We start from the raw sequence: 25,196 nt of genomic DNA, 5'->3' as shown, positions 1-25,196 counted from the left end.
CAGGTAGCCGTTCCATGACCGACAGCTTCTGTAACAAAAACGCCATCGCGCTGGGGATTGAATAAGGGAAGGGCTATTTTGGTGCATCTCAATAAATAGAGTAGCCATGGATGAAATACCAACCCTTCAGCCGCACCTTGATTGCCACTGCCCTGGTGTTGACGGTCAGTGGCGTGCACGCCGCTTCCCAGGCCCCGGTGGCCGGTGAAAATGGCATGGTGGTCACCGCCCAGCATCTGGCCACTCAGGTCGGCGTGGAGGTGCTCAAAGCCGGCGGAAATGCGGTGGATGCGGCGGTGGCCGTGGGCTACGCGCTGGCGGTGGTGTACCCGGCGGCGGGCAACCTGGGCGGCGGCGGTTTCATGACCGTGCAGCTGGCGGACGGGCGCAAGACCTTCCTCGACTTTCGCGAAAAAGCCCCGCTGGCGGCCACGGCCGATATGTACCTGGACAAAGACGGCAATGTCGTCGAAGGCCTGAGCGCCAAGGGCCACCTGGCCGTCGGTGTACCTGGCACTGTCTCGGGCATGGAGTTGGCGCTGAGCAAGTACGGCACCCTCAAGCGCGCCCAGGTGATCGCGCCGGCGATCAAACTGGCGGAGAACGGCTTTACCCTGGAGCAGGGCGATGTCGACCTGCTGCACACCGCCACTGGCGAATTCGAGAAAGACCAGGACCTGCGCGGGATCTTCCTGCATAACGGCCAACCGATGCAGGTCGGTCAAAAACTGGTGCAGAAGGACCTGGCCAGGACCCTCAGGGAAATTTCCGCCAAGGGCAACGATGGCTTCTACAAAGGCTGGGTCGCCAAGGCAGTGGTGGATTCCAGCCAGGCCGGCAAGGGCCTGATCACCCAGGCTGACCTGGACACCTACAAGACCCGCGAACTGGCGCCTATCGAGTGCGATTATCGTGGCTACCATGTGGTCTCGGCGCCGCCGCCAAGCTCCGGCGGCGTGGTGATCTGCCAGATCATGAACATCCTCGAAGGCTACCCGATGGCAGACCTGGGGTACCACTCGGCCCAGGGCTTGCACTACCAGATCGAAGCGATGCGCCACGCCTATGTAGACCGCAACAGCTACCTCGGCGACCCGGATTTCGTGAAGAACCCGATCGCCCATCTGCTGGATAAAAATTACGCGGCCAAATTGCGCGACGCGATCGAGCCACACAAGGCCGGGGATTCCCAGGCGATCAAGCCGGGCGTGTCGCCCCATGAAGGCAACAACACCACCCACTATTCCATCGTCGACACTTGGGGCAACGCCGTTTCCGTCACCTACACCCTCAATGACTGGTTTGGCGCGGGCGTGATGGCGAGCAAGACCGGGGTGATCCTCAACGATGAAATGGACGACTTCACCGTCAAGGTCGGCGTGCCGAACATGTACGGCCTGGTCCAGGGTGAAGCCAACGCCATTGCGCCGGGCAAGGCGCCGCTGTCGTCGATGAGCCCGACTATCGTGACCAAGGATGGCAAGACGGTGATGGTGGTGGGCACGCCAGGCGGCAGCCGCATTATTACCGCGACCTTGCTGACCATCCTCAATGTCATCGACTACAAGATGAACATTCAGGAGGCCGTGGACGCGCCGCGCTTCCACCAGCAGTGGATGCCGCAGACCACCAACCTTGAAACCTTCGCGGTGAGCCCGGACACCCAGAAGATCCTCGAGAGCTGGGGGCATACGTTCGCCGGTCCCCAGGACGCCAACCACCTGGCCGCGATCCTGGTGGGCGCGCCGGCGCTGGGTGGCAAGCCGGTGGGCAACAACCGCTTCTATGGTGCGAATGACCCGCGTCGCAACACCGGCCTGTCGTTGGGTTACTGAGGCCGACTCGCTCGCGCATGGAACATCTGCGGCATTTCGGGGCTCTATCCCAAGAGCCCCGAAAGGACCCCACCCCATGAAAGCGCTGAAAATCGCCACCTTCAACATCAACGGCATTCGTGCCCGTCTGCCCAACCTGCTGCAATGGCTGGCTCGCGAGCAGCCGGACATCGTCTGCCTGCAAGAACTCAAGGCGCCGGAAAGCCTGTTTCCCTATGCTGATTTCGAAGCGGCCGGCTACGGCGCGATCTGCCTGGGCCAGGCCTCATGGAACGGTGTGGCGATTCTGGCCAAGGACGCGCAACCGCTGGAAAGCCGGCGGGGCCTGCCCGGTGACGAGAGCGACCAGCAAAGCCGCTATATCGAGGCGGCTGTGCACGGCGTGCTGGTCGGCTGCCTGTACCTGCCCAACGGCAACCCGCAACCCGGGCCTAAATTCGACTACAAGCTGGCCTGGTTCGAACGCCTGATCGACTATGCCCAGGCGTTGCAAACCAGTGATCACCCGGTAGTGCTGGCCGGGGATTTCAATGTGGTGCCCACCGACCTGGACATCTACAACCCACGCTCCTGGCTCAAGGATGCGCTGTTGCAACCCGAGAGCCGCGCCTGCTATCAGCGCCTGCTTGACCAGGGCTGGACCGACTCAGTGCGTCATTTGTACCCCGAAGAGCGGGTGTATACGTTCTGGGACTATTTCCGCCAGCACTGGCAGAAAAATTCCGGCCTGCGCATCGACCACCTATTGCTCAACCCGGCGCTCAAGCCCTACCTCAAGGGCGCGGGCGTCGATGCATGGGTGCGTAACGAGGCGCATGCCAGCGACCACGCGCCGACCTGGATTCAGCTCGGCACGCGCAAAAAGCGTTAACCGATCGTCGTCGCCCCGAGCAAGCGCTCGACCGCGGCAAACGCGGCGTCCCGGCGCGCTTGCCAGTCTCCCCGGATCACCACCACAGGCTGTTGGTGCGCATGCAGCCAGTCCAGGCTGGCCTGGAAGAACGCTCGGCGGTCGGCCAAGTCGGGTTGGCAGCGCTGGCCGTCGGCGCTCCATTCCACATCTTCGGGCGACAACAGCAGATGCAGGTCGTAGTGACGGGCCAGCAGTTCGCTGTCGAGCCAGCTGGGGCAGTCGCCGAATAGGGTCTGGCTCCAGAGTGTGTTGGTCAGCAGGTGGGTGTCGAGGATCAGCAAATCAGGCTGTGCTGCGCGGGCGGCGTCTTCCCAGGCCAACTGGCCCTGGGCAATCGCCGGGATATCCGCCAGGCAGGTATCGCGCTGGTGGTGGTCGATGAAATAGCGCACGTATTCACCCACCATCAGCCCGCCGAAGTGCGCGTGCAGCTCAGCCGCCAGCCAACTTTTGCCGCTGGATTCAGGGCCCGCCAGCACCACCACTTTCATGCGTGCAACGCCGGGTCGGCGCGCCATTCACGCCAGCCTTGCACGGCAATCACGGTGAACAGCGCGTAGAGCGCGGCGGTGAGGTAGAGGCCTTTGTAGAGGAATAGCCCGACGAAAATCACATCCACCACGATCCACAGCGGCCAGCACTGCACGCGTTTTTGCGCCATCCACAACTGCGCTACCAGGCTGAAACCCGTCAGGGCCGCGTCGAGCCAGGGTTGGGCGGCGTCGGTCCAGTGGGCCATGGCGGCGCCGAGCAACAGGCTGAACACCGCGCCGACGGCGAGGGCGGTCAAGATCGCCGGCCAGCTCAGGCTGCTGACCTGACGGCCTTGCTTGACCGCGCCGGCACGGGTCCATTGCCACCAGCCGTAGACTTGCAGCACGGCGTAGACCCCCTGCAGCAGCATGTCGGAATACAGCTTCACGTCAAAGAACACCCAGGTGTAGAGCAACACCATCACCAAGCCGATAGGCCAGCACCAGGGATTTTGCTTGACCGTCAGCCACACAGCGATCACCCCCAGGGCGGCGGCGAACAGTTCAAGCCCGGACATGGCGGTTCCTTGGGAGAGTGGAAGAGGGCGCTGATTGTACCTACAGGTCATCCATCCTCAAACAGCAGAGGGCAAATGTGGGAATGGGCGGCAAGCCCCCCTCCCACAATTGATCTTCATTGTCTGTGAAAATCTTCATTCGCCACTTTCGCTTCCAGCTTCTACCCTGAGTGCAAGCCCTCAGGAGTAGGAGCGCCCATGTACAAAGACCTGAAGTTTCCCGTCCTTATCGTGCACCGCGACATCAAGGCCGACACCGTTGCCGGTGATCGGGTTCGAGGCATCGCCAGGGAGTTGGAGCAGGAGGGCTTCAGTATCTTTTCCGCCGTGGACTACGCCGAAGGGCGACTGGTGGCGGCCACCCACCACGGCCTTGCCTGCATGCTGATCGCCGCCGAGGGCGCCGGGGAAAATACCCATTTGCTGCAAAACATGGTCGAGCTGATCCGCCTGGCGCGGGTGAGGGCGCCCAACCTGCCGATCTTCGCGCTGGGCGAGCAAGTCACCCTGGAAAACGCCCCGGCGGATGCCATGAGCGAACTCAACCAGTTGCGCGGCATCCTGTATCTGTTCGAAGACACCGTACCGTTTCTCGCGCGCCAGGTCGCGCGTGCGGCGCGCGCCTACCTCGATGGTTTGTTGCCGCCGTTCTTCAAGGCCCTGGTGCAACACACCGCCGACTCCAATTACTCCTGGCACACCCCGGGCCACGGCGGTGGCGTGGCGTATCGCAAAAGCCCGGTGGGGCAGGCGTTTCACCAGTTCTTCGGGGAAAATACGTTACGTTCGGACTTGTCTGTCTCGGTCCCCGAGCTGGGTTCGCTGCTCGATCACACCGGGCCGCTGGCTGAAGCCGAAGCCCGCGCGGCACGCAATTTTGGCGCTGACCACACGTTTTTCGTGATCAACGGCACCTCCACCGCCAACAAGATCGTCTGGCACTCCATGGTCGGTCGCGATGACCTGGTCCTGGTCGACCGCAATTGCCACAAGTCGGTACTGCATTCGATCATCATGACCGGCGCGATCCCCTTGTACCTGTGCCCGGAGCGCAACGAGCTGGGGATCATCGGCCCCATCCCCTTGAGCGAATTCAGCGCCGACTCGATCCGCGCCAAGATCGACGCCAGCCCGCTGACCCATGGCCGCCCGGCGAAGGTAAAGCTGGCGGTGGTCACCAACTCCACCTACGACGGCCTGTGCTACAACGCCGAGCTGATCAAGCAGCAACTGGGTAACAGCGTCGAGGTGCTGCACTTCGATGAGGCCTGGTATGCCTACGCGGCGTTCCATGAGTTTTTCGCCGGGCGCTACGGCATGGGCACCTCGCGCACGCCGGACAGCCCGCTGGTGTTTACCACGCACTCTACCCACAAACTGCTGGCGGCCTTCAGCCAGGCATCGATGATTCACGTGCAGGACGGCGGAGCGCGGCAACTGGACCGTGACCGCTTCAACGAAGCGTTCATGATGCATATTTCCACCTCGCCGCAATACAGCATCATTGCCTCCCTGGACGTGGCGTCAGCGATGATGGAAGGCCCGGCGGGTCGCTCGCTGTTGCAGGAAATGTTCGATGAGGCCCTGAGTTTCCGTCGTGCGCTGGCCAACCTGCGTCAGCATATCGCCGCTGATGACTGGTGGTTTTCGATCTGGCAGCCGCCGTCGGTGGCCGGTATCGACCGGGTCGTCACCGCGGACTGGCTGCTGCACCCTCAGGATGACTGGCATGGTTTTGGCGACGTGGCTGAAGACTATGTGCTGCTGGACCCGATCAAAGTCACCCTGGTAATGCCCGGCCTAACCGCCGGCGGCGCCTTGAGCGATCGCGGGATTCCCGCCGCCGTAGTCAGCAAGTTTCTCTGGGAGCGCGGCCTGGTTGTGGAAAAAACCGGGCTGTATTCTTTCCTCGTGCTGTTTTCCATGGGCATCACCAAAGGCAAATGGAGTACCTTGCTCACCGAGTTGCTGGAATTCAAACGCAGCTATGATGCCAATGCCAGCCTGGCCAGTTGCCTGCCCTCGGTGTTTGCCCAGGGGCCGATACGTTATCAGGGCTTGGGGTTGCGCGACCTGTGCGACCAGTTGCACAGTTGTTATCGCAGCAACGCGACGGCCAGGCATCTGAAGCGCATGTACACGGTGTTGCCGGAGATTGCGATGAAGCCGGCCGATGCCTACGACCAGTTGGTCAGGGGCGAAGTGGAAGCGGTATCCATCGATGCCTTGCCAGGACGCATCGCAGCCGTGATGCTGGTGCCGTATCCGCCGGGTATCCCGCTGATCATGCCGGGGGAGCGCTTTACCGAGTCAACCCGTTCGATCATCGACTATCTGGCGTTTGCCCGGACGTTCGATAGCAGTTTTCCCGGTTTTGTCGCCGATGTGCATGGGTTGCAACACGAAGATGACGGCAGTGGTCGTTGTTACACCGTCGATTGCATCAAAGGTTAAGGAACGTTATGCAAGCTGTCATGAACCCGAAGTATCCAGGGCTCAGTGTGCGAGTCGCCGACGAAGGCTTCGACGCTTATGTATGGGGCAATGACTTCAGTTTTGAGGTCAGCGCCTATGGTGTGCCGCAGATGGGCAAGCGGGTCGATCAATGGCCGGTGGAGCGCATCCTGCCGTACCGCAAGTGTTACGGCATCGACCCTGAAGAATTCGCCAGCTTTCGCAATGCGGCCGACAGCGCGGTCTTCATGGCGTATCTGGATGATCGCGCGGTGGGCCACGTTGTGATCAGTACCAACTGGAACGGTTTTGCCCATGTCGACGAGTTGGCGGTGGCGCTGCCTGCGCGGCGTCACGGTGTCGCCAAGGCGCTGTTGGACGTGGCGCAGTTCTGGGCACGCAAGAAGAACCTGCCGGGCATGATGCTGGAAACCCAGAACAACAACCTTGGTGCCTGTCGCCTGTATGAACGTAGCGGGTACGTGATGGGGGGTATCGATCAACTGCGCTATCGCGGCATCGACCCGCAAACCCGCGAAGTGGCGATTTTCTGGTATCGGCTGTTCAAGAGCGAAGTCGAATCGATCTGAGACGGGGTAGCACGTCAGCTCGCGTCTACTGCGGCTTGGTGTCGTTGGACAGCAGGTTTTCGGCCTTTTGCGTGACGATCTCCAGCAGTGCATTCAGGGCCGGTGAAGCGGCCCCGTCCTGCAGGGCCAATGCATACAGGTTGACGCTGATCGGGGGTGATATCGGGCACACATCCAGCCCCGCGTCCCGCGCACCCAAGGCGGTGAACGGGTCGACCACCGCCAGGCCTTCTCCCGCCTCCACCATGCTGCGCATCATCTGGTACGTCTGTACCCGCGTCTGCACCACGGGCAGCGGGCGCAGGGCCTGCAGCTTGGCGTCCAGCAGACGACTCAGCGGGTCGTGGCCTCCCAGGCCAATCATTGACTGTCCCGCCAGATCCTGCAGCGCAATGTACTTCTGCTTGGGTTTCAGCCAGCCATGGGGGGCGAGCAACTGGAGTTTGCCTTGGGCCAGCACGCGACTCTGAATGTGCGGGTGTTGCGGGTCATGCAGGCTCAGGCCCACATCGGTCTCATGCAGCAACAGGCGCCTGACGATCTCCCGGGTCGGCTGGCTCGACAGGTTGCACGGCGTATCCTGGAACCGTCGGCGCAGCAGGGCAATGCTCTGGGGCAGTAATTGGTTGGCCAGCGGCGGGGTGCACAGCACACGCAAGGTCGGCGCGTGATGGTGTTTCAAGCGGCTGGCCAGGCGCTGTATCGGCTCAAGCGCGTCGTACAGTGGGGCGATTTGCGCTTGCAGCTCCAGGGTTTCACGGGTGGCTTGCAGGCGCCCGCGGACACTGGCAAACAGCATGAAGCCCAGTTGCAGTTCGGCATCCTTGAGCGTGGCGTCTACCTCGCCCACGGGGAGTTGCAACCACTCGGCGGCCGTGCCGAGGTGTCCGGTCTGCAAGATGGCCTGAATCACTTCGATATGACGTAAACGCATGGCCGGAGTCTATGTGCAGTGGGTTGGGGATTCAATGGCGCAGGTCCCCGTGCGCAAAAAAGACTGCACGGGTCGCCCCTGCCTATGGCGTTAAGCCAGGACCTCACTAGAATGAGGCGTCTGATCAGCAACGACCAATGCCGGGTACCCGGTACTTACAACAAAAACAGGTCTGGTCTCAAATGCCTCTACCCTCGACGCTTTTCGGGGTAACGGCCAAGCAACTCCTGGTCCTGGTGACCGTGGGCTGCCTGGCGGCTTACTTCTTCAATAATCACGATGAATACGCGCCGGAAAACCTCGCACTCGAAGCGTTTATCCGTTCCCAGGAACAGGTGGGCGAGCAGGTGGGCGCGGTGCTCGGTATGACGTTGATCAGGCAGGTGGAGGCGTATCCCGCTTACGACCGGTCGGGCTACAAGCGTTCGATGTATGCGGTGGAGGGGGAGAGGGGGCAGTTGCTGGTGACGCTCAAGCAAGGCGAGCAGGGCATTGAAGTAACGGAAATCCGCAGCCCGTAAGCATCCCCAGCCCAGTCGCCGGGACTGGGCAGGTGGACAGGGCGAAATCTTATGACACGCTGGTGGTTTTGGATTCGCGCACGATAATCGTGCCCGACTGGATCAATTTGAACTCATCACCTTCCAGTTTTTCTACACGGTCGCCAATGGCCAGCTTGTAGGAGGTGGTAGACGCCGAGCCAGCCAGGTCGCCGTGCGCCGGGTTGGATTCCTGGAACTCATGCACTGAATAGACGCGGCCTTCCGCGTCTCTGGCATGAAACTGTCCGACTAATACTGCTGCCATCTGTTTAGAACCTCTGGAGATAAACACTCGATTTGCGGTTCTGTAGACCGTCAGTGAGCGGGGTAGTTTACCTATAAGAAAAAAATACTATTCGTTTAAAGTTTCAGATGTTTCCTACGCGGGCGCGTGCGTGGCGACTTCTTGGGCATTCGCAAAAACACTCTGGTGCACGCGCCGCGAAGCCTTTATAACTATTCGCTCCTTTAGTCACACGTCGGGAAACCTCAATGAGCAAGGTCTACACGATTGCCGTCCTGGTTGGCAGCCTGAGAAAAGAGTCGATCAACCGTAAGGTCGCCCTGGCATTGGCCGAACTGGCCCCCGCCAACCTCAAGTTGAATATTGTCGAGATCGGCGATCTGCCGCTCTACAACGAGGACATTGAAGGTGCGGCAGCGCCGGAAGCCTACAGTACTTTCCGCAAACAGGTGAGTTCATCCGACGCAGTGCTGTTCGTGACGCCGGAATACAACCGTTCCGTGCCCGCGCCGTTGAAGAATGCCATCGACGTAGGCTCTCGCCCTTATGGGCAAAGCGCCTGGGGCGGCAAGCCAGGGGCGATCATCAGTGTGTCGCCGGGCGCCATGGGTGGCTTTGGGGCCAACCATCACCTGCGCCAGTCCTTGGTGTTTCTGGATGTGTGGTGCATGCAAACGCCGGAAGCCTACCTGGGCGGCGCGGGCAGTGTGTTCGACGAGGCGGGCAAGCTGTCGGAGAAGACCAGGCCGTTCCTGCAGGCATTTATCGATGCGTTCGGCCAGTGGGTCGAAAAACAAAAGGGCTGAATTGACAAGGCGTGCTGATGTGGGAGGGAGCAGGCTCCCTCCCACAGGGCATCATCGCAGCCAGTTGGTGCGTGCCAGCTCGATCACTTCATCGCCACGCCCGCTCATCACGGCCTTGAGCATATACAGGCTGAAGCCCTTGGCCTGTTCCAGCTTGATGCTCGGCGGCATCACCAGCTCTTGGGTCGCGGTAACCACATCCACCAGCACCGGGCCGTCGTGGGCCAGGGCGCGGCGCAGGGCCGGCTCCAGGTCTTCGGATTGCTCCACACGGATCCCCAGGATGCCCATGGCGTTGGACATGGCCGCGAAGTCCGGGTTTTTCAGCTCGGTTCCGGTGTCCAGGTAGCCTGCGGCCTTCATCTCCATCGCGACGAACCCGAGTGACGCGTTATTGAACACGACCAGTTTCACTGGCAGGTTCAATTGCGCCAGAGAAATGAAATCCCCCATCAACATGGTGAAACCGCCGTCGCCAGACATCGAGATCACCTGGCGCCCAGGGAATGCCGCCTGTGCGCCGATGGCCTGGGGCATGGCGTTGGCCATCGAACCGTGGTTGAACGAGCCGATCAGCCGGCGCTTGCCGTTCATTTTCAAATAGCGCGCGGCCCATACGGTCGGTGAGCCGACATCGGCGGTGAAGATCGCGTCGTCATCGGCCAGCTCGCTGAGCAGGCGTGCCACGTATTGGGGGTGGATCGGCCGATCCGCCTTGGACGGTTGCGCCAGGTCATCCAGACCCTGACGGGCTTTTTCGTAATGCTTCAACGAGGTTTCGAGAAAGCTGCGATCCGTCTTGCGGGTCAGGCGTGGCAGCAACGCATCGAGGGTTTCACTGACATCGGCGGCGATGCCCAGGTCCAGGGTCGTGCGTCGTCCCAGGGCCTGGGGGTCGCGGTCGACCTGAACGATCGTCGCGTCGGTCGGGTAGAACTGGCGGTAGGGGAAGTCGGTGCCGAGCATGATCAGGGTGTCGCAATCGAGCATGGCGTGGTAACCGGAGCTGAACCCGATCAGGCCGGTCATGCCGACGTCGAACGGGTTATCCCACTCCACATGCTCCTTGCCGCGCAGCGCGTGCACCACCGGCGCGCCGAGGGCATCGGCCAGCGCGACCACTTGGTCATGGGCGCCGGCGCAACCGCTGCCGCACAGCAGGGTGACTTTTTCACTGCGTTGGAGGATCTCGCTCAGCCGCTGCAGATCGGCCTCTGCCGGCAAGGTGCGCGGTGCATGCAGTGCCGGCCAGGGCTTGAGCTTGTCCTCCACTTCCAGCAGCGAGACATCCCCTGGGATCACCACCACCGCCACGCCCCGATTGAGGATCGCTGAACGCATGGCACGATGCAGCACCTGGGGCATCTGCTCGGGGTTGCTCACCAGCTCGATAAAGTGGCTGCACTCCTTGAACAACTCCTGGGGATGGGTTTCCTGGAAGTAGTTCAGGCCGATCTCCGAGGACGGAATTTGCGCGGCAATCGCCAGTACCGGCACATGGTTGCGATGGCAATCGAACAGCCCATTGATCAAGTGCAGGTTACCCGGCCCGCAACTGCCGGCGCACACCGTCAGCTCACCGGTGGCAGCGGCTTCGGCACCGGCGGCGAACGCGGCCACTTCTTCGTGGCGCACATGCATCCACTCGATGCTGTCCATGCTGCGCAGGGCGTCGGTGAGGCCATTGAGGCTGTCGCCGGTCAGGCCCCAGATGCGCTTGATACCCGCCTGTTCAAGGGTGGTTGCCAACTGCTGGGCCAGGTTGATTTTCGCCATGAAGAACTCCAATCGTCAGTGAGATGAATAACTGCTGATCAGTAGAGGACAGTTCGATCACGGCGAATGCTCCGCCTCTAATGTGAAGATTGCGTCATGGCCGCGCGGTATTGGCGCGTGCGTCGAGCGAGGAACCATTGGTCACGCACCAGCGCCCACCAGGGAATGACGTTGAGGCTGGGCAGGCGGCCGCGGCTCAGGCGGCGCATCTGGTGGCGCACCACGGCCACCAGCGCAAGGGCCGCCAGTGTCTTGCGCTGCCAAGTGATCGGTTTGAGCTGCGGATTGAGCTCGCGACCGTCGCGCCAGTGTTTGATCAGTTGCGGTTCCAGAGTCAGGGCGGTGGCGATGCCGGCCATGGCGATGCCGCTGTCCAGTACGTGCTGCACGATGGCCAGGCGACGGATGCCGCCGGTGACCATTACCGGCATCCGGGCGATGGTTGCCAGGTCTTTGGCGAATTCCAGGAAGTAGGCTTCGCGGGCCAGTGTGCGGCCATCGCGAGCGTCGCCTTGCATCGCGGGTGCCTCGTAGCTGCCGCCGGATAATTCGAGCAAGTCGATCGGCAATGCGTTGAGCATCTCGACCACCGCACGCGCATCGGCCTCATCGAAGCCGCCGCGCTGGAAGTCGGCCGAATTGAGTTTGACCGCCACGCAAAATGCCGGGCTGACGCTGGCGCGCACGGCGCGGGTCACTTCCAGCAGCAAGCGCGCGCGGTTTTCCAGTGGGCCGCCCCAACAGTCGGTGCGTTGGTTGGTCAAGGGCGACAGGAATTGGCTGAGCAAGTAGCCATGGGCGCCATGGACCTGCACACCGGTAAATCCTGCTTTCTCGGCCAGGCGGGCACTGGTGGCGAAGCGTTTGATTACGTCTTGAATGTCGTCTTCGGTCATGGCCCTGGGTTGGGCGAACAGCTTCGAAAAGCCGCCGAGGTCCAAGGCGATGGCCGAGGGTGCCAGCGCTTGCTGGCCCAGGTTGGCCATGGTCTGGCGTCCTGGGTGGCTGAGCTGCATCCAGAAGTGCACAGCCTTGCTCCGTGCCACATCGGCCCACTCGCGAAAGCTCTCCAGGTGCTGCTCGTCTTCCAGGGCAACACCGCCTGGGCCGGTGAGGGCACGGCGGTCGATCATGACGTTGCCGGTGAGCAGCAAGCCGGGTTCACCCTCGGCCCAGGTCGTATACAGCTGCTTCAATTCACGGGAGGGTGCCTGATTGAAATCGGCCATGTTTTCTTCCATCGCCGCCTTGGCAATGCGGTTGGAAATAACCTGGCCGTTGGGCAGTTGCAAGGCTTCAAAGGGTGACATGGATTGACTCCTGAGCGGGGGAAGCCTCAGGCTAAGCTTAAAGTTAACTTTAATGTCAAGCGGGCGTTTCGATGAATATTGGTGAGCTGGCAAAACAGAGCGGGTTGGCGGCGTCGCGTATCCGCTTTTACGAGGCCGAAGGCTTGATCAGCCAGGTGGGACGCCAAGCCAATGGGTATCGGCGTTATGCGCCCGAGGCGCTGCAGACGCTGCAATTGATCCAGAGCGCGCAACAGGCCGGTTTTACCCTGCAGGAACTCAAGGCGTTGATGCCGGCGCCGGGGGAGCACAAGCGCGATGAGTTGATCGAGGCGTTGGAGCGCAAAGTGGCCCAGATCGAGGTGATGCAGGCGCAGTTGGCTCACAGCAGGGCGCAATTATTAGGCGTGATTGATGCGGTGCGGGCGCAGCCAGACGATGTGCCGTGCTCCATGGGGCAGAAGCAAGTGCTGGCGTCGATTAAACTGCAATCTTGAAGTCGCTGAATAGCCGATGTGGGAGGGGGCTTGCTCCCGATGGTGGTGTGTCAGTCCCACCTAAGCTGGCTGACCCACCGCAATCAGGAGCAAACCCCCTCCCACATTTTTTTTTACTCAGCGACGTCGGAATAGCGGCAGCGGCTCATCCGTTGCCGCCTGGTACGTCACCGAAAAATCCTTGAGACTTTCCAGCGCTTCGTACGGGTCTTTGTCGGCGCGCAAGGCGAAGGCATCGAAGCCGCAGCGGCGCAGGTAGAACAGTTGGTCGCGCAGCACGTCGCCAATCGCCCGCAGTTCGCCCTTGTAGCCATAGCGCTCACGCAGCAGGCGGGCGTTGGAGTAGTTGCGTCCGTCGGTGAAGGCCGGGAAGTTCAGGGCGATGACCTGGAAATGCTCCACGTCATCACCGATCTCTTCGGCTTCTTCATCGGCGTCCAGCCACACGCCCAGGCCGCCGTCGCGGGCTTTGAGGGCGTGGCCGTGTTCGCGCCACAGGGCCAATGGGACGATCAGGTCGTCGCAGTTGGAAATGCCGTCGAAGCTCGCGTCCTTGGGCAGCAGGTGCCAGGTTTCGTCGACGACTTCGTTGTGCTTAATGATTCGCTGCATAGACGCGCTCCTTGAACAGGTCAATGCCGATGCGCTGATAGGTGTCGATGAAACGCTCATCTTCGGTGCGCTGTTCGATGTACACGTCGATCAGCTTGCCGATCACCTCGGGCATGGCTTCCTGGGCGAAGGACGGGCCGAGGATCTTGCCCAGGCTCGCATCACGGTTGGCGCTGCCACCCAGGGACACTTGGTAGAATTCTTCGCCTTTCTTGTCCACGCCCAGGATGCCGATGTGGCCGACGTGGTGGTGGCCGCAGGCGTTCATGCACCCGGAGATGTTCAGGTCCAGCTCGCCAATGTCGAACAGGTAGTCCAGGTCGTCGAAACGGCGCTGGATCGATTCGGCGATCGGGATCGACTTGGCGTTGGCCAGGGAGCAGAAGTCGCCGCCCGGGCAGCAGATGATGTCGGTCAACAGGCCGATGTTCGGCGTAGCGAAACCGCCTTCGCGCAGTTCGCCCCACAGGGTGAACAGTTGGCTCTGCTCGACGTCCGCGAGAATGATGTTCTGCTCGTGGGAGGTGCGCAGCTGGCCGAAGCTGTAGCGGTCGGCCAGGTCGGCGACGGCGTCCAGCTGCTTGTCGGTGATGTCGCCCGGTGCCACGCCGGTGGGTTTGAGCGACAGGGTCACCGCCACATAGCCCGGTTGTTTATGCGCCAGGGTATTGCGCGTGCGCCAGCGGGCGAAGCCCGGATGCTGCTGGTCGAGCGCCGCGAGCTCGGCGTCCTGATTGCTCAGGGTTTTGTATTCGGGGTCGACGAAGTGCTTGGCCACGCGTTGCACTTCGGCTTCGGTCAGGGTCGTCTGGCCGCCGCGCAGGTGTTCCATCTCGGCGTCGACTTTCTGCGCGAACACCTCAGGGGTCAGCGCCTTGACCAGGATCTTGATCCGGGCCTTGTACTTGTTGTCGCGGCGACCATAACGGTTGTAAACCCGCAGGATCGCGTCGAGGTAGCTCAGCAGGTCCTGCCACGGCAGGAACTCGTTGATAAAGGCGCCGACCACCGGGGTACGCCCCAGGCCGCCACCCACCAACACCCGGAAACCCAGCTCGCCGGCGGCGTTGTGCACCGGCTCCAGGCCGATGTCGTGGACTTCGATCGCCGCACGGTCCGACGTCGAGCCATTGATGGCGATCTTGAACTTGCGCGGCAGGTAGGCAAATTCGGGATGGAAGGTGGTCCATTGACGCACGATTTCACACCAGGGACGCGGATCGATCACTTCATCGAAGGCGACGCCGGCGAATTGGTCGGTGGTCACGTTGCGCAGGCAGTTACCGCTGGTCTGAATGGCGTGCATCTGCACGGTCGCCAGTTCAGCGAGGATGTCCGGCACGTCCTCCAGGGCCGGCCAGTTGAACTGCACGTTCTGGCGGGTACTGATGTGGGCGTAGCCTTTGTCGAAGTCGCGGGCGATCTTGGCCATCATGCGCGTCTGGCGCGAGGTCAGCTGGCCATAGGGCACAGCCACCCGCAGCATCGGCGCAAAGCGCTGAACATAAAGGCCATTTTGCAGGCGCAGAGGGCGGAACTCTTCTTCGCTCAGTTCACCTGCTAAGTAGCGTCGGGTCTGATCACGGAACTGCTTGACGCGGTCCTCGATGATGCGCTGATCGTATTCGTCGTATACGTACATATAGGTCCTGTTCTCGGCAAATCTGCGCGCACGGCCGCGCACTCCCAACGGAGCCGGCGCACGATACCAGTTTGCGTTTATGCGCAAAAGTGATGTTTGAGTATATGCACATAACCAAAATGACTAATGGGAAGGGTTATTGCGATATCCACATTTGTCATAGGGGCAAGTCTGGTCTTTACTGGTGTCGAGTCTTAGGGCAATCACCTATAAAACCGACAAGAGGCGATGCGATGAGCAATTCGACAAAAATACGTAAACCCGACAGCACCGTGGATGCCTGGGCGATTCTGTTCCTGATTATCCTTGTGGTGGGCACCGCTGTGTTCTGGGTCAGCCACCAGTAAGTCATCCCTTCAGCTTGCAGTCCTTGCCGCCTCGGCCGGCTTCATACCCCGGCCAGGTGCAGCACCAGCTTGACAATGCCAAACAGCGTCAGCGCAAACACTGCCGTGAATACAATACCCATTATCACGAAGTGGCTCGGCTTGCCGTGAGTGAAGTCGCGGGCGCGGTTCTTGCCGCTTTGCACGCCAAAGGCGGCGGCCATGACGCTGTGGAGCATCTGCCAGAACGTAGGCGGTTTGTGCTGTGGGTCGTCCATGGATTCCTCGCAATGAGGTGCGACTGAGTGAGGTACGACAAAGCATAGCCGAGCCCCCGCGCAGCGGCGGTTGAAATAGCTAACGGGCTGACCATGCAGGGGCCAGGCGACCCCTGCATGGCGGGCGGTTATCAGCTGTCGTAGCCCAGGTTCGGCGCCAGCCAGCGCTCGGTCACGCTCAGGTCCTGGCCCTTGCGCGCGGTGTAGCTCAGCACCTGGTCCTTGTCGACCTTACCCACGGCAAAGTACTGCGCCTGCGGGTGAGCGAAGTACCAGCCGCTGACGGCTGCCGCCGGGAACATCGCATAGTGCTCGGTGAGGAACACACCGCTGCGGCCGGCCTGCATTTCCCGGGCCTCTGGGTCGAGCAGTTGGAACAACTGGGCTTTCTCGGTGTGGTCCGGGCACGCCGGGTAGCCTGGGGCAGGGCGGATGCCGCTGTATTGCTCCTTGATCAGCGCATCGTTGTCCAGCTGTTCGTCCTTGGCGTAGCCCCAGTGTTCTTTACGCACTTGCTGGTGCAGCCACTCGGCGCAGGCTTCGGCCAGGCGGTCGGCGAGGGCCTTGACCATGATCGAGTTGTAGTCGTCGCCGGCGTCCTGATAGGCCTTGGCGACCTCTTCGGCGCCGATGCCGGCGGTGGTGATGAAGCCACCGATGTAGTCGGTCACGCCGCTGTCCTTGGGCGCGACAAAGTCGGCCAGGGAGAAATTCGGCTTGCCGTCGGTCTTGATGATCTGCTGGCGCAGATGATGCAGCCGCGCAATCGGCTGGCCGTCATCGCCATAGACTTCCAGGTCATCGTCCTGCACCTGGTTGGTCGGCCAGAAGCCGAACACCGCACGGGCGCTGATGAGTTTTTCGTCGATCAACTTCCTGAGCATTTCCCGGGCGTCGGCATACAGCGCGGTGGCCGCTTCACCCACCACTTCATCGGTGAGGATGCGTGGGAATTTGCCGGCCAGGTCCCAGGAAATGAAGAACGGTGTCCAGTCGATGTACTCGGCCAGCACGTTGAGGTCGATATTCTCCAGCACCCTGGTGCCGGTAAAGGTCGGCTTGACCGGGGTGTACGTGCTCCAGTCGAACTGCGGCTTCTTGGCAATCGCCGCCGGGTAGCTCAGGCGTTCGGTGCGGGCGCTGCGGTTGGCGGTGCGCTCGCGTACGTCGATGTATTCCAGGCGGGTTTTCTCGACGAAACCGGCTTTCAATTCCTTGGACAGCAACTGCGTGGCCACGCCCACGGCACGCGAGGCGTCGGTCACGTAGATCACCGCGTCATTGCTGTACTTGGGCTCGATTTTCACCGCCGTGTGCGCCTTGGAGGTGGTTGCGCCACCGATCATCAATGGCAGGTGGAAATCCTGGCGCTGCATCTCGCGGGCCACGTGCACCATCTCGTCCAGGGACGGGGTGATCAAGCCGGACAGGCCAATGATGTCGCACTTCTGTTCCTTAGCCACCTGCAGGATCTTTTCCGCCGGGACCATCACGCCGAGGTCGACGATGTCATAGCCGTTGCACCCCAGCACCACGCCGACGATGTTCTTGCCGATGTCGTGCACGTCGCCCTTGACCGTGGCCATCAGGATCTTGCCCTTGGCCTCGGGTTTGTCGCCCTTTTCCAGCTCGATAAAGGGAATCAGATGGGCCACGGCCTGCTTCATCACACGGGCGGACTTGACCACCTGGGGCAGGAACATTTTGCCGGCGCCGAACAGGTCACCGACGATGTTCATCCCGGACATCAGCGGGCCTTCGATCACCTCGATCGGGCGCGCGAACGACAGTCGCGATTCTTCAGTGTCCTCGACGATATGGGTAGTAATGCCCTTGACCAGCGCGTGTTCCAGGCGCTTGTTCACCGGCCAGCCACGCCACTCTTCGGTCTCGGCTTCCTTGACGCTGCCGTCGCCCTTGTACTTGTCGGCGATGGCGAGCAGGGCGTCGGTGCCGTCCGGGGTGCGGTTGAGCACCACGTCTTCCACCGCATCGCGCAGCTCGGCCGGGATCTGGTCGTAGATCTCCAGTTGGCCGGCGTTGACGATACCCATGGTCAGCCCGTTGCGGATCGCATACAGCAGGAACACCGAGTGGATCGCCTCGCGCACCGGGTTGTTGCCACGAAACGAAAACGACACGTTGGACACGCCACCGGAGGTCAGCGCGTAGGGCAACTCGTCGCGGATGTAGGCGCAGGCATTGATGAAGTCGACGGCGTAGTTGTTGTGCTCTTCGATGCCGGTGGCGACCGCGAAGATGTTCGGGTCGAAGATGATGTCTTCCGGCGGAAAACCCACTTCATTGACCAGGATGTCATAGGAGCGTTTGCAGATTTCCTTCTTGCGCGCTTCGGTGTCGGCCTGGCCGGCTTCGTCGAACGCCATCACCACCACGGCTGCGCCATAGCGCTTGCACAGCTTGGCGTGGTGAATGAACTGCTCCACGCCTTCCTTCATGCTGATGGAGTTGACGATGCCCTTGCCCTGTATGCACTTGAGGCCGGCTTCGATCACTTCCCACTTGGAGGAGTCGATCATGATCGGCACGCGCGAGATGTCCGGTTCGCCGGCGATCAGATTGAGGAAGGTCACCATGGCCTTCTTCGAATCGAGCATGCCCTCGTCCATGTTGATGTCGATCACCTGGGCGCCGGCTTCCACCTGCTGCAGGGCGACTTCCAGGGCTTCGGTGTAGTTGTCTTCACGGATCAGCCGGGCGAACTTGGCGGAACCGGTGATGTTGGTACGTTCGCCGACGTTGACGAACAACGAGCTGCGATCGATGGTGAACGGCTCCAGGCCGGACAGGCGGCAGGCCTTGGGAATGTCCGGGATCGAGCGCGGCGCATAACCGGCCACGGCCTTGGCGATGGCTTCGATATGCCCCGGCGTGGTACCGCAGCAGCCACCGACGATATTGAGGAAGCCGCTCTGGGCGAAGTCTTCGATGACCTTGGCCGTTTCCGAGGGCAGTTCGTCGTACTCGCCGAACTCGTTGGGCAGGCCGGCGTTAGGGTGCGCGGAAACGTGGGTATTGGCCTTGTTCGACAATTCTTCCAGGTACGGGCGCAGTTCGCTGGCGCCGAGCGCGCAGTTCAAGCCGACCGAAATCGGCTTGGCGTGGGCTACGGAGTTCCAGAACGCTTCGGTGGTCTGGCCGGACAACGTGCGCCCGGAGGCATCGGTGATGGTGCCGGAAATCATGATCGGCAGCTCTACGCCGAGTTCCTCGAACACCCCTTGCACCGCGAAGATCGCGGCTTTGGCGTTGAGGGTGTCGAAGATCGTTTCGATCAGGATCAGGTCGGCGCCGCCTTCGATCAGGCCCTTGGTGGCCTCGGTGTAGTTTTCCACCAATTGATCGAAGGTCACGTTGCGGTAGCCGGGGTTGTTCACGTCCGGCGACAGCGAGCAGGTGCGGCTGGTGGGGCCGAGAACGCCGGCGACGAAGCGCGGCTTGGCCGGGTTCTCGAGGGTCTTGGCGTCGGCCACTTTACGTGCCAGGCGCGCGCCTTCCACGTTTAACTCGTAGGCCAGCTCTTCCATGCCGTAGTCGGCCATGGAAATGCGCGTGGCGTTGAAGGTGTTGGTTTCAAGGATGTCGGCACCGGCGTCCAGGTAGGCTTTTTCAATTCCGCCAATCACGTCAGGGCGGGTGAGCACCAGCAAGTCATTATTGCCCTTGACGTCGCTTGGCCAGTCGGCGAAGCGTTTGCCACGGTAGTCCTGTTCCTCGAGCTTATAGCTCTGGATCATCGTGCCCATGCCACCGTCAAGGATCAGGATGCGTTCCTTGAGGGCTTGGTGGAGGGCTTGCAGACGAGCGCTACGATCGGACATGGGACTACTCTAAGTCAGGCATTACGAAGGGTATCGATCATACCAAACCTGTGCGAATTTTAAGCGTGTCGGGATTAACATGAATGTCACTCATGTTGGCGAAGGCGCTGGCCGTTGGGATCGCCGCCACTTAATAGAGCGCATACATTGAACCCGGACCGGGTACCTATACGCTTGGTGTAATCGTCAGCGCCGTCCTGGTGCTGGAGAAGGAAAGGAAACCTATCGCTCGCTCAAGCGTTGGCTAGGCGTGGAGGATCGGGTAATTATTTCCCGACAAAAATACTAGGACTTTGTACCTCTGTAATGATTTGGCGTAAACTGCCGGCAAGCCTGTGAGGAGTTTCCATGACTGCCATAACCATTACCGACGCCGCCCACGATTACCTGGCTGACCTGCTGTCCAAGCAGAACACCCCAGGCATCGGCATCCGCGTCTTTATCACCCAGCCCGGCACCCAGTACGCCGAGACTTGCATTGCCTACTGCAAGCCTGGGGAAGAGAAACCTGAAGACACCGCCCTGGGGCTGAAAAGCTTCACCGCGTATATCGACAACTTCAGCGAAGCCTTCCTCGACGACGCCGTAGTCGACTACGCCACCGACCGCATGGGCGGCCAGTTGACCATCAAGGCGCCGAACGCCAAGGTGCCGAACGTCAACGCCGACAGCCCGGTCAACGAGCGCATCAACTATTACCTGCAGACCGAGATCAACCCGGGGCTGGCCAGCCACGGCGGTCAGGTCAGTTTGATCGATGTGGTTGAAGACGGCATCGCCGTATTGAAGTTCGGCGGCGGCTGCCAGGGCTGTGGCCAAGCGGATGTGACCCTGCGCGAAGGCATCGAGCGCACCCTGCTGGAGCGTATTCCAGAGCTCAAGGGCGTACGCGACGTGACTGACCACACGCAGAGAGAAAACGCCTACTACTGAGTAAGGTGTTCACTGCGAGCATAAAAACGGCGCCCCGTGAGCGCCGTTTTTTATTACATTTTTCAATGAGTTGCGCGACATTGCTGGCGCAGAACATTAACTGTGGGAGCAAGCCCCCCTCCCACAGTTTTGGCGGTGTTTATCCGGGGCGATAGAGATGGGCATGGCCGGCACGGTAAAGCGATGACCCGCTGAAGCTGTCATTGGTCAGCACGCGGCCCACCAGGATCAGCGCGGTACGCCGGAAACCTTTTGCCTCAACCTTGGCCACAATATCCTCAAGCGTGCCAACTGCCCAATCCTGATCTGGCCACGTCGCCCGATGCACCACGGCAATCGGGCAGTCCGCGCCGTAATGCGGCAACAGTTCGGCGACGATCTTCTCCAGGTGGTTGACCCCCAGGTGAATCGCCATGGTCGTGCCGTGTCGCGCCATGCTGTCGAAGTCTTCGCCCGCCGGCATGCTGGTTTTATCGGCGTAGCGCGTCAGGATTACGCTTTGGGCGATGTCCGGCAGGGTCAGCTCGGTCTCAAGCAGCGCTGCACACGCCGCTACTGCGGTGACGCCAGGAATGATCTGGAACGGTATGCCCAGCTCGCGCAAGTAACGAATCTGCTCGCCAATCGCGCCGTACAGGCTCGGATCGCCGGAGTGCACGCGTGCCACATCCTGGCCATTTGCATGGGCGACCTTGATCAAATCGATGATCTGCTCCAGGTGCAGTTCAGCGCTGTTGACCACGTGTTCAGCGTTATGACCTTCCAGCACCGCCGTTGGCACCAACGAGCCCGCGTAGATGATCACCGGGCAACTGCGAATCAGCCGCTGGCCTTTGACGGTAATCAGTTCCGGATCGCCGGGGCCGGCGCCGATGAAGTAGACGGTCATGGGAGATTCCTGTCGAAAAACGGGCGAGCATGAAGACTGCTCATGATCGGAAGGGACGATTATCGAGGTTTTAACCGGCGCAGGCCAATGCAAAGGTGGCCTGGGCGGTTTTTTTGCGGGTGATCAGCAGGCGTGCGGGGGCGTTGGCAAGATGTTCGGCGAGGGCCAGGGCAGCGCTTTCGGCGACCCCATGGCAGCCGGTATGCGTAAAGGCAACGGCCGATTTATGGCTCAGCCGATCTTCATAGACGGCCAGTTGTTCAGCGCTGAAACACTGCAACGGCAAGCCCAGCAATCGGGACAGGGCGAGCAGCCCCGGTTCCTCGCGCTTGAGGTCGATACTTGCCAGTGCGGTAATGCCTTGGCGTTCAATCCCGCCCTCGGTGAGAGCGGTGTCAAAGAGGCTCAGCAGGGTGTGAAGATCACAACCGCGCTGGCAGCCCAGGCCGACCACCAGGGTCATGCCGAGTATTGATCGTCGCGGTTGCGGCGGAACAGCCAGGCGCTGATCAGGCCCAGTGCCAGCCAGAACGCCAGGTTGGTCAGCTGCGACGCGATCTTGAACTGGGCCTCCAGGGCTTCTGGCGCGAGCATCGAATGCACTTGCGGTTGCGGCGCCCCGACTACATGCGGCACGGCCAGGATCGCCACGCCCAGCACTTTGAGCAGCCAGTTGCGGCCGAACACGATCAGCGCAATACCGGCGGCGGTAGAGGCTGCAGTACCGATCCACCAGATCTGGCGTTGGGCCAGGTCAGCGGCAGCGGTGCCCGGCAGCTCTGGCGGCAGGCCCAGGGTCGGCGCCAGCACGAAGGTCGCGTAACCGGCCAACCCCCATAGCAGGCCTTGGGCCGTGCGGGTCGGTGCGCGCAGCGTGTAGAGGCCGGCCAGCATCAGGGCGAACCCGACGGCAACTACCAGGTTGCCACCGGTTGTGGACAGCACGCGCTGCCAGCCGTCTTCCGGCTCCCAGGCTTCGGCATCGTGGGTATGGGCGGCGGCGCCTGCGGCATGTTCATGCGCTGGTTCGGTGGCTGCCGGGGCGTTTTCAAAGGTTTCCGCCTGCAGAATCAGCGGGGCGACCAAGAAGCTTTGCAGCAGGGTCAGCAGCAGGGCGGCCAGCAGGCCTGTGAAACCTGCGGTTTGGGCAATACGCTTGATCATGTCGGCAGGTCTCAGTGGCACGGGAACGCGGCGCTGTGGCGGGTATCGTGAGCAGCGTTGTGCACGGCTTCGATGTGTGAGAAACCCGCGAAATACACCAGGCACACGCCGAGGATCGACGCCCCGATAGCGGCGGTCAGGCGTTGGCCCAGGGTGGCGGAGTTGCTGGCGGTGTGCGAGGTGCTGCTGATGATCGACATGGCGCGTCCCTTCTGGGTGTCAGGGTGAAACGAGCGCATGAAAACACCGCGAGCCGGGCACGCAGGGTTCTGAACAGCGCCCGCCCACCGCGGGTTTGTTATCTGAATTTTTCGGGCCGGTCTCCGGGCTTGCGAGGGGCGCTTGGCCTATCAAGCATCTCCTTCCCATGCACAGCACAGTGGATTTGACGCTTCGCTCGCTTACCGTTGCGGGGGCAGCACCGGACTCGTCACAACGCGTGACTCACCGGTTTCCCGTTTCACCCTGTGATAGGGCACCCGAAACAAGATGTGTAGGAGAACACGCTCCACTGATGTGCGTCAAATAGACGGTGCCCCGCCAGGAGAGCGCTTGTTTCAGGCGATCAAATCCATTTTCCCTGGCGACAGAACGTTACAGTCCTGCGGTTGACCTTGATCAGGCGATCTAGATTTTGAATGTCAAATCGTTGGTCTTCACTGCCCGCAAAGCCCAAAAAACCAACCCCGATGTCCAGTTCACGCAGCAGTTTTGGGCGTTCAAGCAGTTCTTTGGCCGCAGCAGTCGCTTCTGCGGAAAACGTTCTGGTGGTAGGGCACAATCCCGCTGCCTCTTTCAGCTCGTTGAAGTTTACATAGCGATCGTTGGCGCCCGTAGCGTACTCGCGGAAGTGCTCTTTAATCATGCTGAGCAGTTGTTTGTTGCCTACACTGCAGTGCGGGTTGGGGAAGTTCGACGTCGCTCGTTTCTGCACAGTATGTTCGGGCGAGGGGCCGGGAAATAACATCGGCGTGTTTAGGTTGGATAGTGGCAGCATTCTGAATAACTCTCGATTTTTGCAGTGGAGTGACAATCCTGTCGTCAATCACGCTGATCGACGGCATTTGCTTCAATTACGTGGTGCCTGCTGCCAAGGCGTTCCTGTGCAAGTTTTTCGCTGTATTTCAAGGCGCAAGCAGACATTTCTGCTGAGTTTGCAGGGGTAGGTTCAAGCATAAGCGCCAAGTCCGGCACCGCCGACATTGACCCGCCCCCACGCACTGCGTAGCCTTGCACCTTCGAGGTTCTTCGGCCCAGGCCGAAGCTAAGAAGGGAACGCGGTTCAAGCCGCGGCTGCCCCCGCAACTGTGAAGGGTTCTACTGACTGCCACGCCACTGCCGATCCGGCGGGAAGGCGCAGTCAGCGCCGGTCGCAAGACCCGCAAGCCCCAAGCCAGGAGACCTGCCTCGCAACCGATTTTTGAATTCAACCGGGCGGGGTGATCCGGTGACGAAATCCGCTGCTGCGCGCCGTCGCAGGGCTTCTCGTCCCGTATGCCCGCCCCAAAGGGCATCCGATGAAAACACTGGCCAAACTCCCCGTCACCATCGTTACCGGTTTCCTCGGCTCAGGAAAGACCACCTTGCTGCGCCATATGCTCGACAACGCCCAGGGCCGTCGCATTGCGGTGATCGTCAATGAATTCGGCGAGCTGGGCATTGACGGGGACATCCTCAAGCAGTGTTCCATCGGTTGCACCGAAGAAGAAGCCAACGGCCGCGTGTACGAGCTGGCCAATGGCTGCCTGTGCTGCACCGTGCAGGAAGAGTTCTTCCCGGTGATGCGCGAACTGGTGGCCCGGCGTGGCGACCTCGACCATATCCTCATCGAAACCTCGGGCCTGGCCCTGCCCAAGCCGCTGGTCCAGGCCTTCCAATGGCCGGAAATCCGCAATGCCTGCACCGTGGACGCGGTGATCACCGTGGTCGACAGCCCGGCCGTGGCCGCCGGCACCTTCGCCGCGTTCCCGGACCAGGTCGACGCCCAGCGCAAGCTCGACCCGAACCTGGACCACGAATCGCCCCTGCACGAACTGTTCGCCGACCAACTGGCCAGCGCCGACCTGGTGATCCTCAACAAGGCCGACCTGATCAGCGCCGAAGACCTGGCCCGCGTGCGCCTGGAAGTGGCCGAGGAGTTGCCGCCGGCGGTGAAAGTCATCGAAGCCAGCAGCGGTCGCGTACCACTGGACGTGTTGATCGGTCTGGGTGCCGGCTCCGAGGAACATATCGACGCGCGCCATAGCCATCACGACCATCACCATGACGGTGAAGACGATCACGACCACGACGCGTTCGACTCCATCTCCATCGACCTGCCGCCAGCCGACGAAGCCCTGCTGCTCGACGCCCTGACGCAGTTGGTGGTGCAGCACGGCATCCTGCGCGTCAAGGGCTTCGCCGCCATCCCGAACAAACCGATGCGCCTGCTGATCCAGGGCGTGGGCACACGTTTCGACAAGCATTTCGACCGTGCCTGGGGCATCGATGAGGCACGCACCACACGCCTGGTGCTGATCGGCCAGGCGCTTGACGCGGCAGGCCTGGAGGCGCAACTGCGCGCCGCCCTCAGCGCCTGA

Annotated in this window: 25 protein-coding genes and 2 riboswitches; of the genes, 9 read left to right on the top strand and 16 right to left on the bottom strand. The window is 61.3% G+C overall.

What is annotated here, in order from left to right; genetic code table 11:
* Positions 1-110 precede the first annotated feature (110 nt).
* Positions 111-1,835: a gamma-glutamyltransferase gene (ggt, locus tag C4J84_RS14160; protein WP_124370942.1), complete on the top strand. Its 1,725-nt coding sequence runs from the start codon at positions 111-113 to the stop codon at positions 1,833-1,835.
* 76 nt (positions 1,836-1,911) lie between these two features.
* A complete protein-coding gene (xth, locus tag C4J84_RS14155; RefSeq protein ID WP_124435581.1) occupies positions 1,912-2,706 on the top strand; it encodes an exodeoxyribonuclease III in 795 nt (264 codons plus the stop codon).
* Here the strand turns inward: xth and C4J84_RS14150 are convergent.
* Together C4J84_RS14150 and pnuC are read right to left on the bottom strand one after the other, a co-directional pair.
* Positions 2,703-3,239 carry an AAA family ATPase gene (locus C4J84_RS14150; protein ID WP_124372437.1) on the bottom strand — a complete coding sequence of 179 codons (537 nt, stop codon included), beginning with the start codon at positions 3,237-3,239 and terminating at the stop codon, positions 2,703-2,705. The genes xth and C4J84_RS14150 overlap by 4 nt on opposite strands.
* On the bottom strand, positions 3,236-3,799 hold the full coding sequence (gene pnuC / locus C4J84_RS14145; RefSeq protein WP_124435580.1) for a nicotinamide riboside transporter PnuC: 564 nt from the start codon (positions 3,797-3,799) through the stop codon (positions 3,236-3,238). The genes C4J84_RS14150 and pnuC overlap by 4 nt, the downstream gene beginning before the upstream one ends.
* Positions 3,800-3,997: 198 nt before the next feature.
* On the opposite strand from pnuC, the gene C4J84_RS14140 reads away from it, so the two are divergent.
* Both C4J84_RS14140 and C4J84_RS14135 read left to right on the top strand, forming a co-directional pair.
* Entirely contained in the window at positions 3,998-6,253 is a 2,256-nt protein-coding gene (locus C4J84_RS14140; RefSeq protein ID WP_124435579.1) for an Orn/Lys/Arg decarboxylase N-terminal domain-containing protein, read from the top strand.
* An 8-nt stretch (positions 6,254-6,261) separates the two neighbouring features.
* Positions 6,262-6,843, top strand: a complete 582-nt coding sequence (locus tag C4J84_RS14135) for a GNAT family N-acetyltransferase (RefSeq protein ID WP_124370938.1) — start codon at positions 6,262-6,264, stop codon at positions 6,841-6,843.
* 25 nt (positions 6,844-6,868) lie between these two features.
* Here C4J84_RS14135 and C4J84_RS14130 read toward each other — a convergent pair whose 3' ends face one another.
* Entirely contained in the window at positions 6,869-7,777 is a 909-nt protein-coding gene (locus C4J84_RS14130) for a LysR substrate-binding domain-containing protein (protein WP_124435578.1), read from the bottom strand.
* Between the two features lie 182 nt (positions 7,778-7,959).
* Between C4J84_RS14130 and C4J84_RS14125 the strand changes: the two genes are divergently transcribed.
* Positions 7,960-8,298 (top strand): hypothetical protein, encoded by a 339-nt coding sequence (locus C4J84_RS14125; protein WP_124404413.1) that lies wholly within the window; start codon positions 7,960-7,962, stop codon positions 8,296-8,298.
* A 49-nt stretch (positions 8,299-8,347) separates the two neighbouring features.
* Here the strand turns inward: C4J84_RS14125 and C4J84_RS14120 are convergent, their stop codons facing one another.
* Positions 8,348-8,584: a hypothetical protein gene (locus tag C4J84_RS14120; protein ID WP_124370935.1), complete on the bottom strand. Its 237-nt coding sequence runs from the start codon at positions 8,582-8,584 to the stop codon at positions 8,348-8,350.
* A 227-nt stretch (positions 8,585-8,811) separates the two neighbouring features.
* On the opposite strand from C4J84_RS14120, the gene C4J84_RS14115 reads away from it, so the two are divergent.
* Positions 8,812-9,369: an NADPH-dependent FMN reductase gene (locus tag C4J84_RS14115; RefSeq protein WP_124435577.1), complete on the top strand. Its 558-nt coding sequence runs from the start codon at positions 8,812-8,814 to the stop codon at positions 9,367-9,369.
* A 51-nt stretch (positions 9,370-9,420) separates the two neighbouring features.
* Here C4J84_RS14115 and poxB read toward each other — a convergent pair whose 3' ends face one another.
* Positions 9,421-11,145 (bottom strand): ubiquinone-dependent pyruvate dehydrogenase, encoded by a 1,725-nt coding sequence (gene poxB / locus C4J84_RS14110; RefSeq protein WP_124435576.1) that lies wholly within the window; start codon positions 11,143-11,145, stop codon positions 9,421-9,423.
* 77 nt (positions 11,146-11,222) lie between these two features.
* Complete coding sequence (locus C4J84_RS14105; protein WP_124435575.1) at positions 11,223-12,455, bottom strand: NADH:flavin oxidoreductase/NADH oxidase family protein; 1,233 nt, start codon at positions 12,453-12,455, stop codon at positions 11,223-11,225.
* A gap of 71 nt (positions 12,456-12,526) precedes the next feature.
* Here C4J84_RS14105 and C4J84_RS14100 point away from each other — a divergent pair, with 71 nt between their 5' ends.
* Positions 12,527-12,931 (top strand): MerR family transcriptional regulator, encoded by a 405-nt coding sequence (locus C4J84_RS14100; protein WP_124404411.1) that lies wholly within the window; start codon positions 12,527-12,529, stop codon positions 12,929-12,931.
* A gap of 117 nt (positions 12,932-13,048) precedes the next feature.
* On the opposite strand, the gene C4J84_RS14095 is transcribed toward C4J84_RS14100, so the two are convergent.
* The 4 genes from C4J84_RS14095 to metH form a co-directional block, all read right to left on the bottom strand.
* Positions 13,049-13,543 carry a DUF934 domain-containing protein gene (locus tag C4J84_RS14095; protein WP_124367276.1) on the bottom strand — a complete coding sequence of 165 codons (495 nt, stop codon included), beginning with the start codon at positions 13,541-13,543 and terminating at the stop codon, positions 13,049-13,051.
* Positions 13,527-15,185 (bottom strand): nitrite/sulfite reductase, encoded by a 1,659-nt coding sequence (locus C4J84_RS14090; protein WP_124435574.1) that lies wholly within the window; start codon positions 15,183-15,185, stop codon positions 13,527-13,529. The genes C4J84_RS14095 and C4J84_RS14090 overlap by 17 nt, the downstream gene beginning before the upstream one ends.
* Positions 15,186-15,573: 388 nt before the next feature.
* The gene (locus C4J84_RS14085) at positions 15,574-15,789 is read right to left on the bottom strand and encodes a DUF2970 domain-containing protein (protein WP_124367274.1); all 216 of its coding nucleotides are present in this window, start codon (positions 15,787-15,789) and stop codon (positions 15,574-15,576) included.
* Between the two features lie 131 nt (positions 15,790-15,920).
* Entirely contained in the window at positions 15,921-19,631 is a 3,711-nt protein-coding gene (gene metH, locus C4J84_RS14080) for a methionine synthase (RefSeq protein ID WP_124435573.1), read from the bottom strand.
* A gap of 348 nt (positions 19,632-19,979) precedes the next feature.
* On the opposite strand from metH, the gene nfuA reads away from it, so the two are divergent.
* Positions 19,980-20,564 carry a Fe-S biogenesis protein NfuA gene (gene nfuA, locus C4J84_RS14075; protein WP_124435572.1) on the top strand — a complete coding sequence of 195 codons (585 nt, stop codon included), beginning with the start codon at positions 19,980-19,982 and terminating at the stop codon, positions 20,562-20,564.
* 139 nt (positions 20,565-20,703) lie between these two features.
* On the opposite strand, the gene cobM is transcribed toward nfuA, so the two are convergent.
* The 6 genes from cobM to C4J84_RS26460 form a co-directional block, all read right to left on the bottom strand.
* Positions 20,704-21,453 (bottom strand): precorrin-4 C(11)-methyltransferase, encoded by a 750-nt coding sequence (gene cobM / locus C4J84_RS14070; RefSeq protein WP_124367272.1) that lies wholly within the window; start codon positions 21,451-21,453, stop codon positions 20,704-20,706.
* 70 nt (positions 21,454-21,523) lie between these two features.
* Positions 21,524-21,916: a cobalamin biosynthesis protein gene (locus C4J84_RS14065; protein ID WP_124367271.1), complete on the bottom strand. Its 393-nt coding sequence runs from the start codon at positions 21,914-21,916 to the stop codon at positions 21,524-21,526.
* Positions 21,913-22,617, bottom strand: a complete 705-nt coding sequence (locus tag C4J84_RS14060) for a CbtA family protein (RefSeq protein WP_124435571.1) — start codon at positions 22,615-22,617, stop codon at positions 21,913-21,915. Before C4J84_RS14060 ends, C4J84_RS14065 begins: the two co-directional genes overlap by 4 nt.
* An 11-nt stretch (positions 22,618-22,628) precedes the next feature.
* Positions 22,629-22,817, bottom strand: a complete 189-nt coding sequence (locus C4J84_RS14055; RefSeq protein ID WP_124435570.1) for a CbtB domain-containing protein — start codon at positions 22,815-22,817, stop codon at positions 22,629-22,631.
* A 96-nt stretch (positions 22,818-22,913) separates the two neighbouring features.
* Positions 22,914-23,115: riboswitch (cobalamin riboswitch) on the bottom strand.
* Between the two features lie 67 nt (positions 23,116-23,182).
* On the bottom strand, positions 23,183-23,614 hold the full coding sequence (locus C4J84_RS14050; protein ID WP_177412749.1) for a hypothetical protein: 432 nt from the start codon (positions 23,612-23,614) through the stop codon (positions 23,183-23,185).
* 44 nt (positions 23,615-23,658) lie between these two features.
* Positions 23,659-23,793 carry a hypothetical protein gene (locus C4J84_RS26460; protein ID WP_256658867.1) on the bottom strand — a complete coding sequence of 45 codons (135 nt, stop codon included), beginning with the start codon at positions 23,791-23,793 and terminating at the stop codon, positions 23,659-23,661.
* A 48-nt stretch (positions 23,794-23,841) separates the two neighbouring features.
* A riboswitch (cobalamin riboswitch) is annotated at positions 23,842-24,042 on the top strand.
* 92 nt (positions 24,043-24,134) lie between these two features.
* Between C4J84_RS26460 and cobW the strand changes: the two genes are divergently transcribed.
* Positions 24,135-25,196 (top strand): cobalamin biosynthesis protein CobW, encoded by a 1,062-nt coding sequence (cobW, locus tag C4J84_RS14045; protein WP_124435569.1) that lies wholly within the window; start codon positions 24,135-24,137, stop codon positions 25,194-25,196.

The sequence above is a fragment of the Pseudomonas sp. R11-23-07 genome, assembly GCF_003852295.1.
Taxonomy (GTDB): domain Bacteria; phylum Pseudomonadota; class Gammaproteobacteria; order Pseudomonadales; family Pseudomonadaceae; genus Aquipseudomonas.
Note: the sequence above shows the minus strand (reverse complement) of the source record. Positions and strands in the feature narration are given on the sequence as shown.

What these genes read in the sequence shown, in the direction of transcription:
- C4J84_RS14085 (WP_124367274.1), bottom strand. Translation starts at nt 15,789, where the DNA reads ATGGACGACCCACAGCACAAACCGCCTACGTTCTGGCAGATGCTCCAC.
- C4J84_RS14055 (WP_124435570.1), bottom strand. Translation starts at nt 22,817, where the DNA reads ATGTCGATCATCAGCAGCACCTCGCACACCGCCAGCAACTCCGCCACC.
- C4J84_RS14065 (WP_124367271.1), bottom strand. Translation starts at nt 21,916, where the DNA reads ATGACCCTGGTGGTCGGCCTGGGCTGCCAGCGCGGTTGTGATCTTCAC.
- xth (WP_124435581.1), top strand. Translation starts at nt 1,912, where the DNA reads ATGAAAGCGCTGAAAATCGCCACCTTCAACATCAACGGCATTCGTGCC.
- nfuA (WP_124435572.1), top strand. Translation starts at nt 19,980, where the DNA reads ATGACTGCCATAACCATTACCGACGCCGCCCACGATTACCTGGCTGAC.
- C4J84_RS14150 (WP_124372437.1), bottom strand. Translation starts at nt 3,239, where the DNA reads ATGAAAGTGGTGGTGCTGGCGGGCCCTGAATCCAGCGGCAAAAGTTGG.
- C4J84_RS14090 (WP_124435574.1), bottom strand. Translation starts at nt 15,185, where the DNA reads ATGTACGTATACGACGAATACGATCAGCGCATCATCGAGGACCGCGTC.
- C4J84_RS14115 (WP_124435577.1), top strand. Translation starts at nt 8,812, where the DNA reads ATGAGCAAGGTCTACACGATTGCCGTCCTGGTTGGCAGCCTGAGAAAA.
- C4J84_RS14050 (WP_177412749.1), bottom strand. Translation starts at nt 23,614, where the DNA reads ATGCTGCCACTATCCAACCTAAACACGCCGATGTTATTTCCCGGCCCC.
- C4J84_RS14130 (WP_124435578.1), bottom strand. Translation starts at nt 7,777, where the DNA reads ATGCGTTTACGTCATATCGAAGTGATTCAGGCCATCTTGCAGACCGGA.
- C4J84_RS14120 (WP_124370935.1), bottom strand. Translation starts at nt 8,584, where the DNA reads ATGGCAGCAGTATTAGTCGGACAGTTTCATGCCAGAGACGCGGAAGGC.
- metH (WP_124435573.1), bottom strand. Translation starts at nt 19,631, where the DNA reads ATGTCCGATCGTAGCGCTCGTCTGCAAGCCCTCCACCAAGCCCTCAAG.
- C4J84_RS14100 (WP_124404411.1), top strand. Translation starts at nt 12,527, where the DNA reads ATGAATATTGGTGAGCTGGCAAAACAGAGCGGGTTGGCGGCGTCGCGT.
- poxB (WP_124435576.1), bottom strand. Translation starts at nt 11,145, where the DNA reads ATGGCGAAAATCAACCTGGCCCAGCAGTTGGCAACCACCCTTGAACAG.
- pnuC (WP_124435580.1), bottom strand. Translation starts at nt 3,799, where the DNA reads ATGTCCGGGCTTGAACTGTTCGCCGCCGCCCTGGGGGTGATCGCTGTG.
- C4J84_RS26460 (WP_256658867.1), bottom strand. Translation starts at nt 23,793, where the DNA reads ATGCTTGAACCTACCCCTGCAAACTCAGCAGAAATGTCTGCTTGCGCC.
- ggt (WP_124370942.1), top strand. Translation starts at nt 111, where the DNA reads ATGAAATACCAACCCTTCAGCCGCACCTTGATTGCCACTGCCCTGGTG.
- cobW (WP_124435569.1), top strand. Translation starts at nt 24,135, where the DNA reads ATGAAAACACTGGCCAAACTCCCCGTCACCATCGTTACCGGTTTCCTC.
- C4J84_RS14095 (WP_124367276.1), bottom strand. Translation starts at nt 13,543, where the DNA reads ATGCAGCGAATCATTAAGCACAACGAAGTCGTCGACGAAACCTGGCAC.
- C4J84_RS14105 (WP_124435575.1), bottom strand. Translation starts at nt 12,455, where the DNA reads ATGTCACCCTTTGAAGCCTTGCAACTGCCCAACGGCCAGGTTATTTCC.
- C4J84_RS14140 (WP_124435579.1), top strand. Translation starts at nt 3,998, where the DNA reads ATGTACAAAGACCTGAAGTTTCCCGTCCTTATCGTGCACCGCGACATC.
- cobM (WP_124367272.1), bottom strand. Translation starts at nt 21,453, where the DNA reads ATGACCGTCTACTTCATCGGCGCCGGCCCCGGCGATCCGGAACTGATT.
- C4J84_RS14060 (WP_124435571.1), bottom strand. Translation starts at nt 22,617, where the DNA reads ATGATCAAGCGTATTGCCCAAACCGCAGGTTTCACAGGCCTGCTGGCC.
- C4J84_RS14135 (WP_124370938.1), top strand. Translation starts at nt 6,262, where the DNA reads ATGCAAGCTGTCATGAACCCGAAGTATCCAGGGCTCAGTGTGCGAGTC.
- C4J84_RS14125 (WP_124404413.1), top strand. Translation starts at nt 7,960, where the DNA reads ATGCCTCTACCCTCGACGCTTTTCGGGGTAACGGCCAAGCAACTCCTG.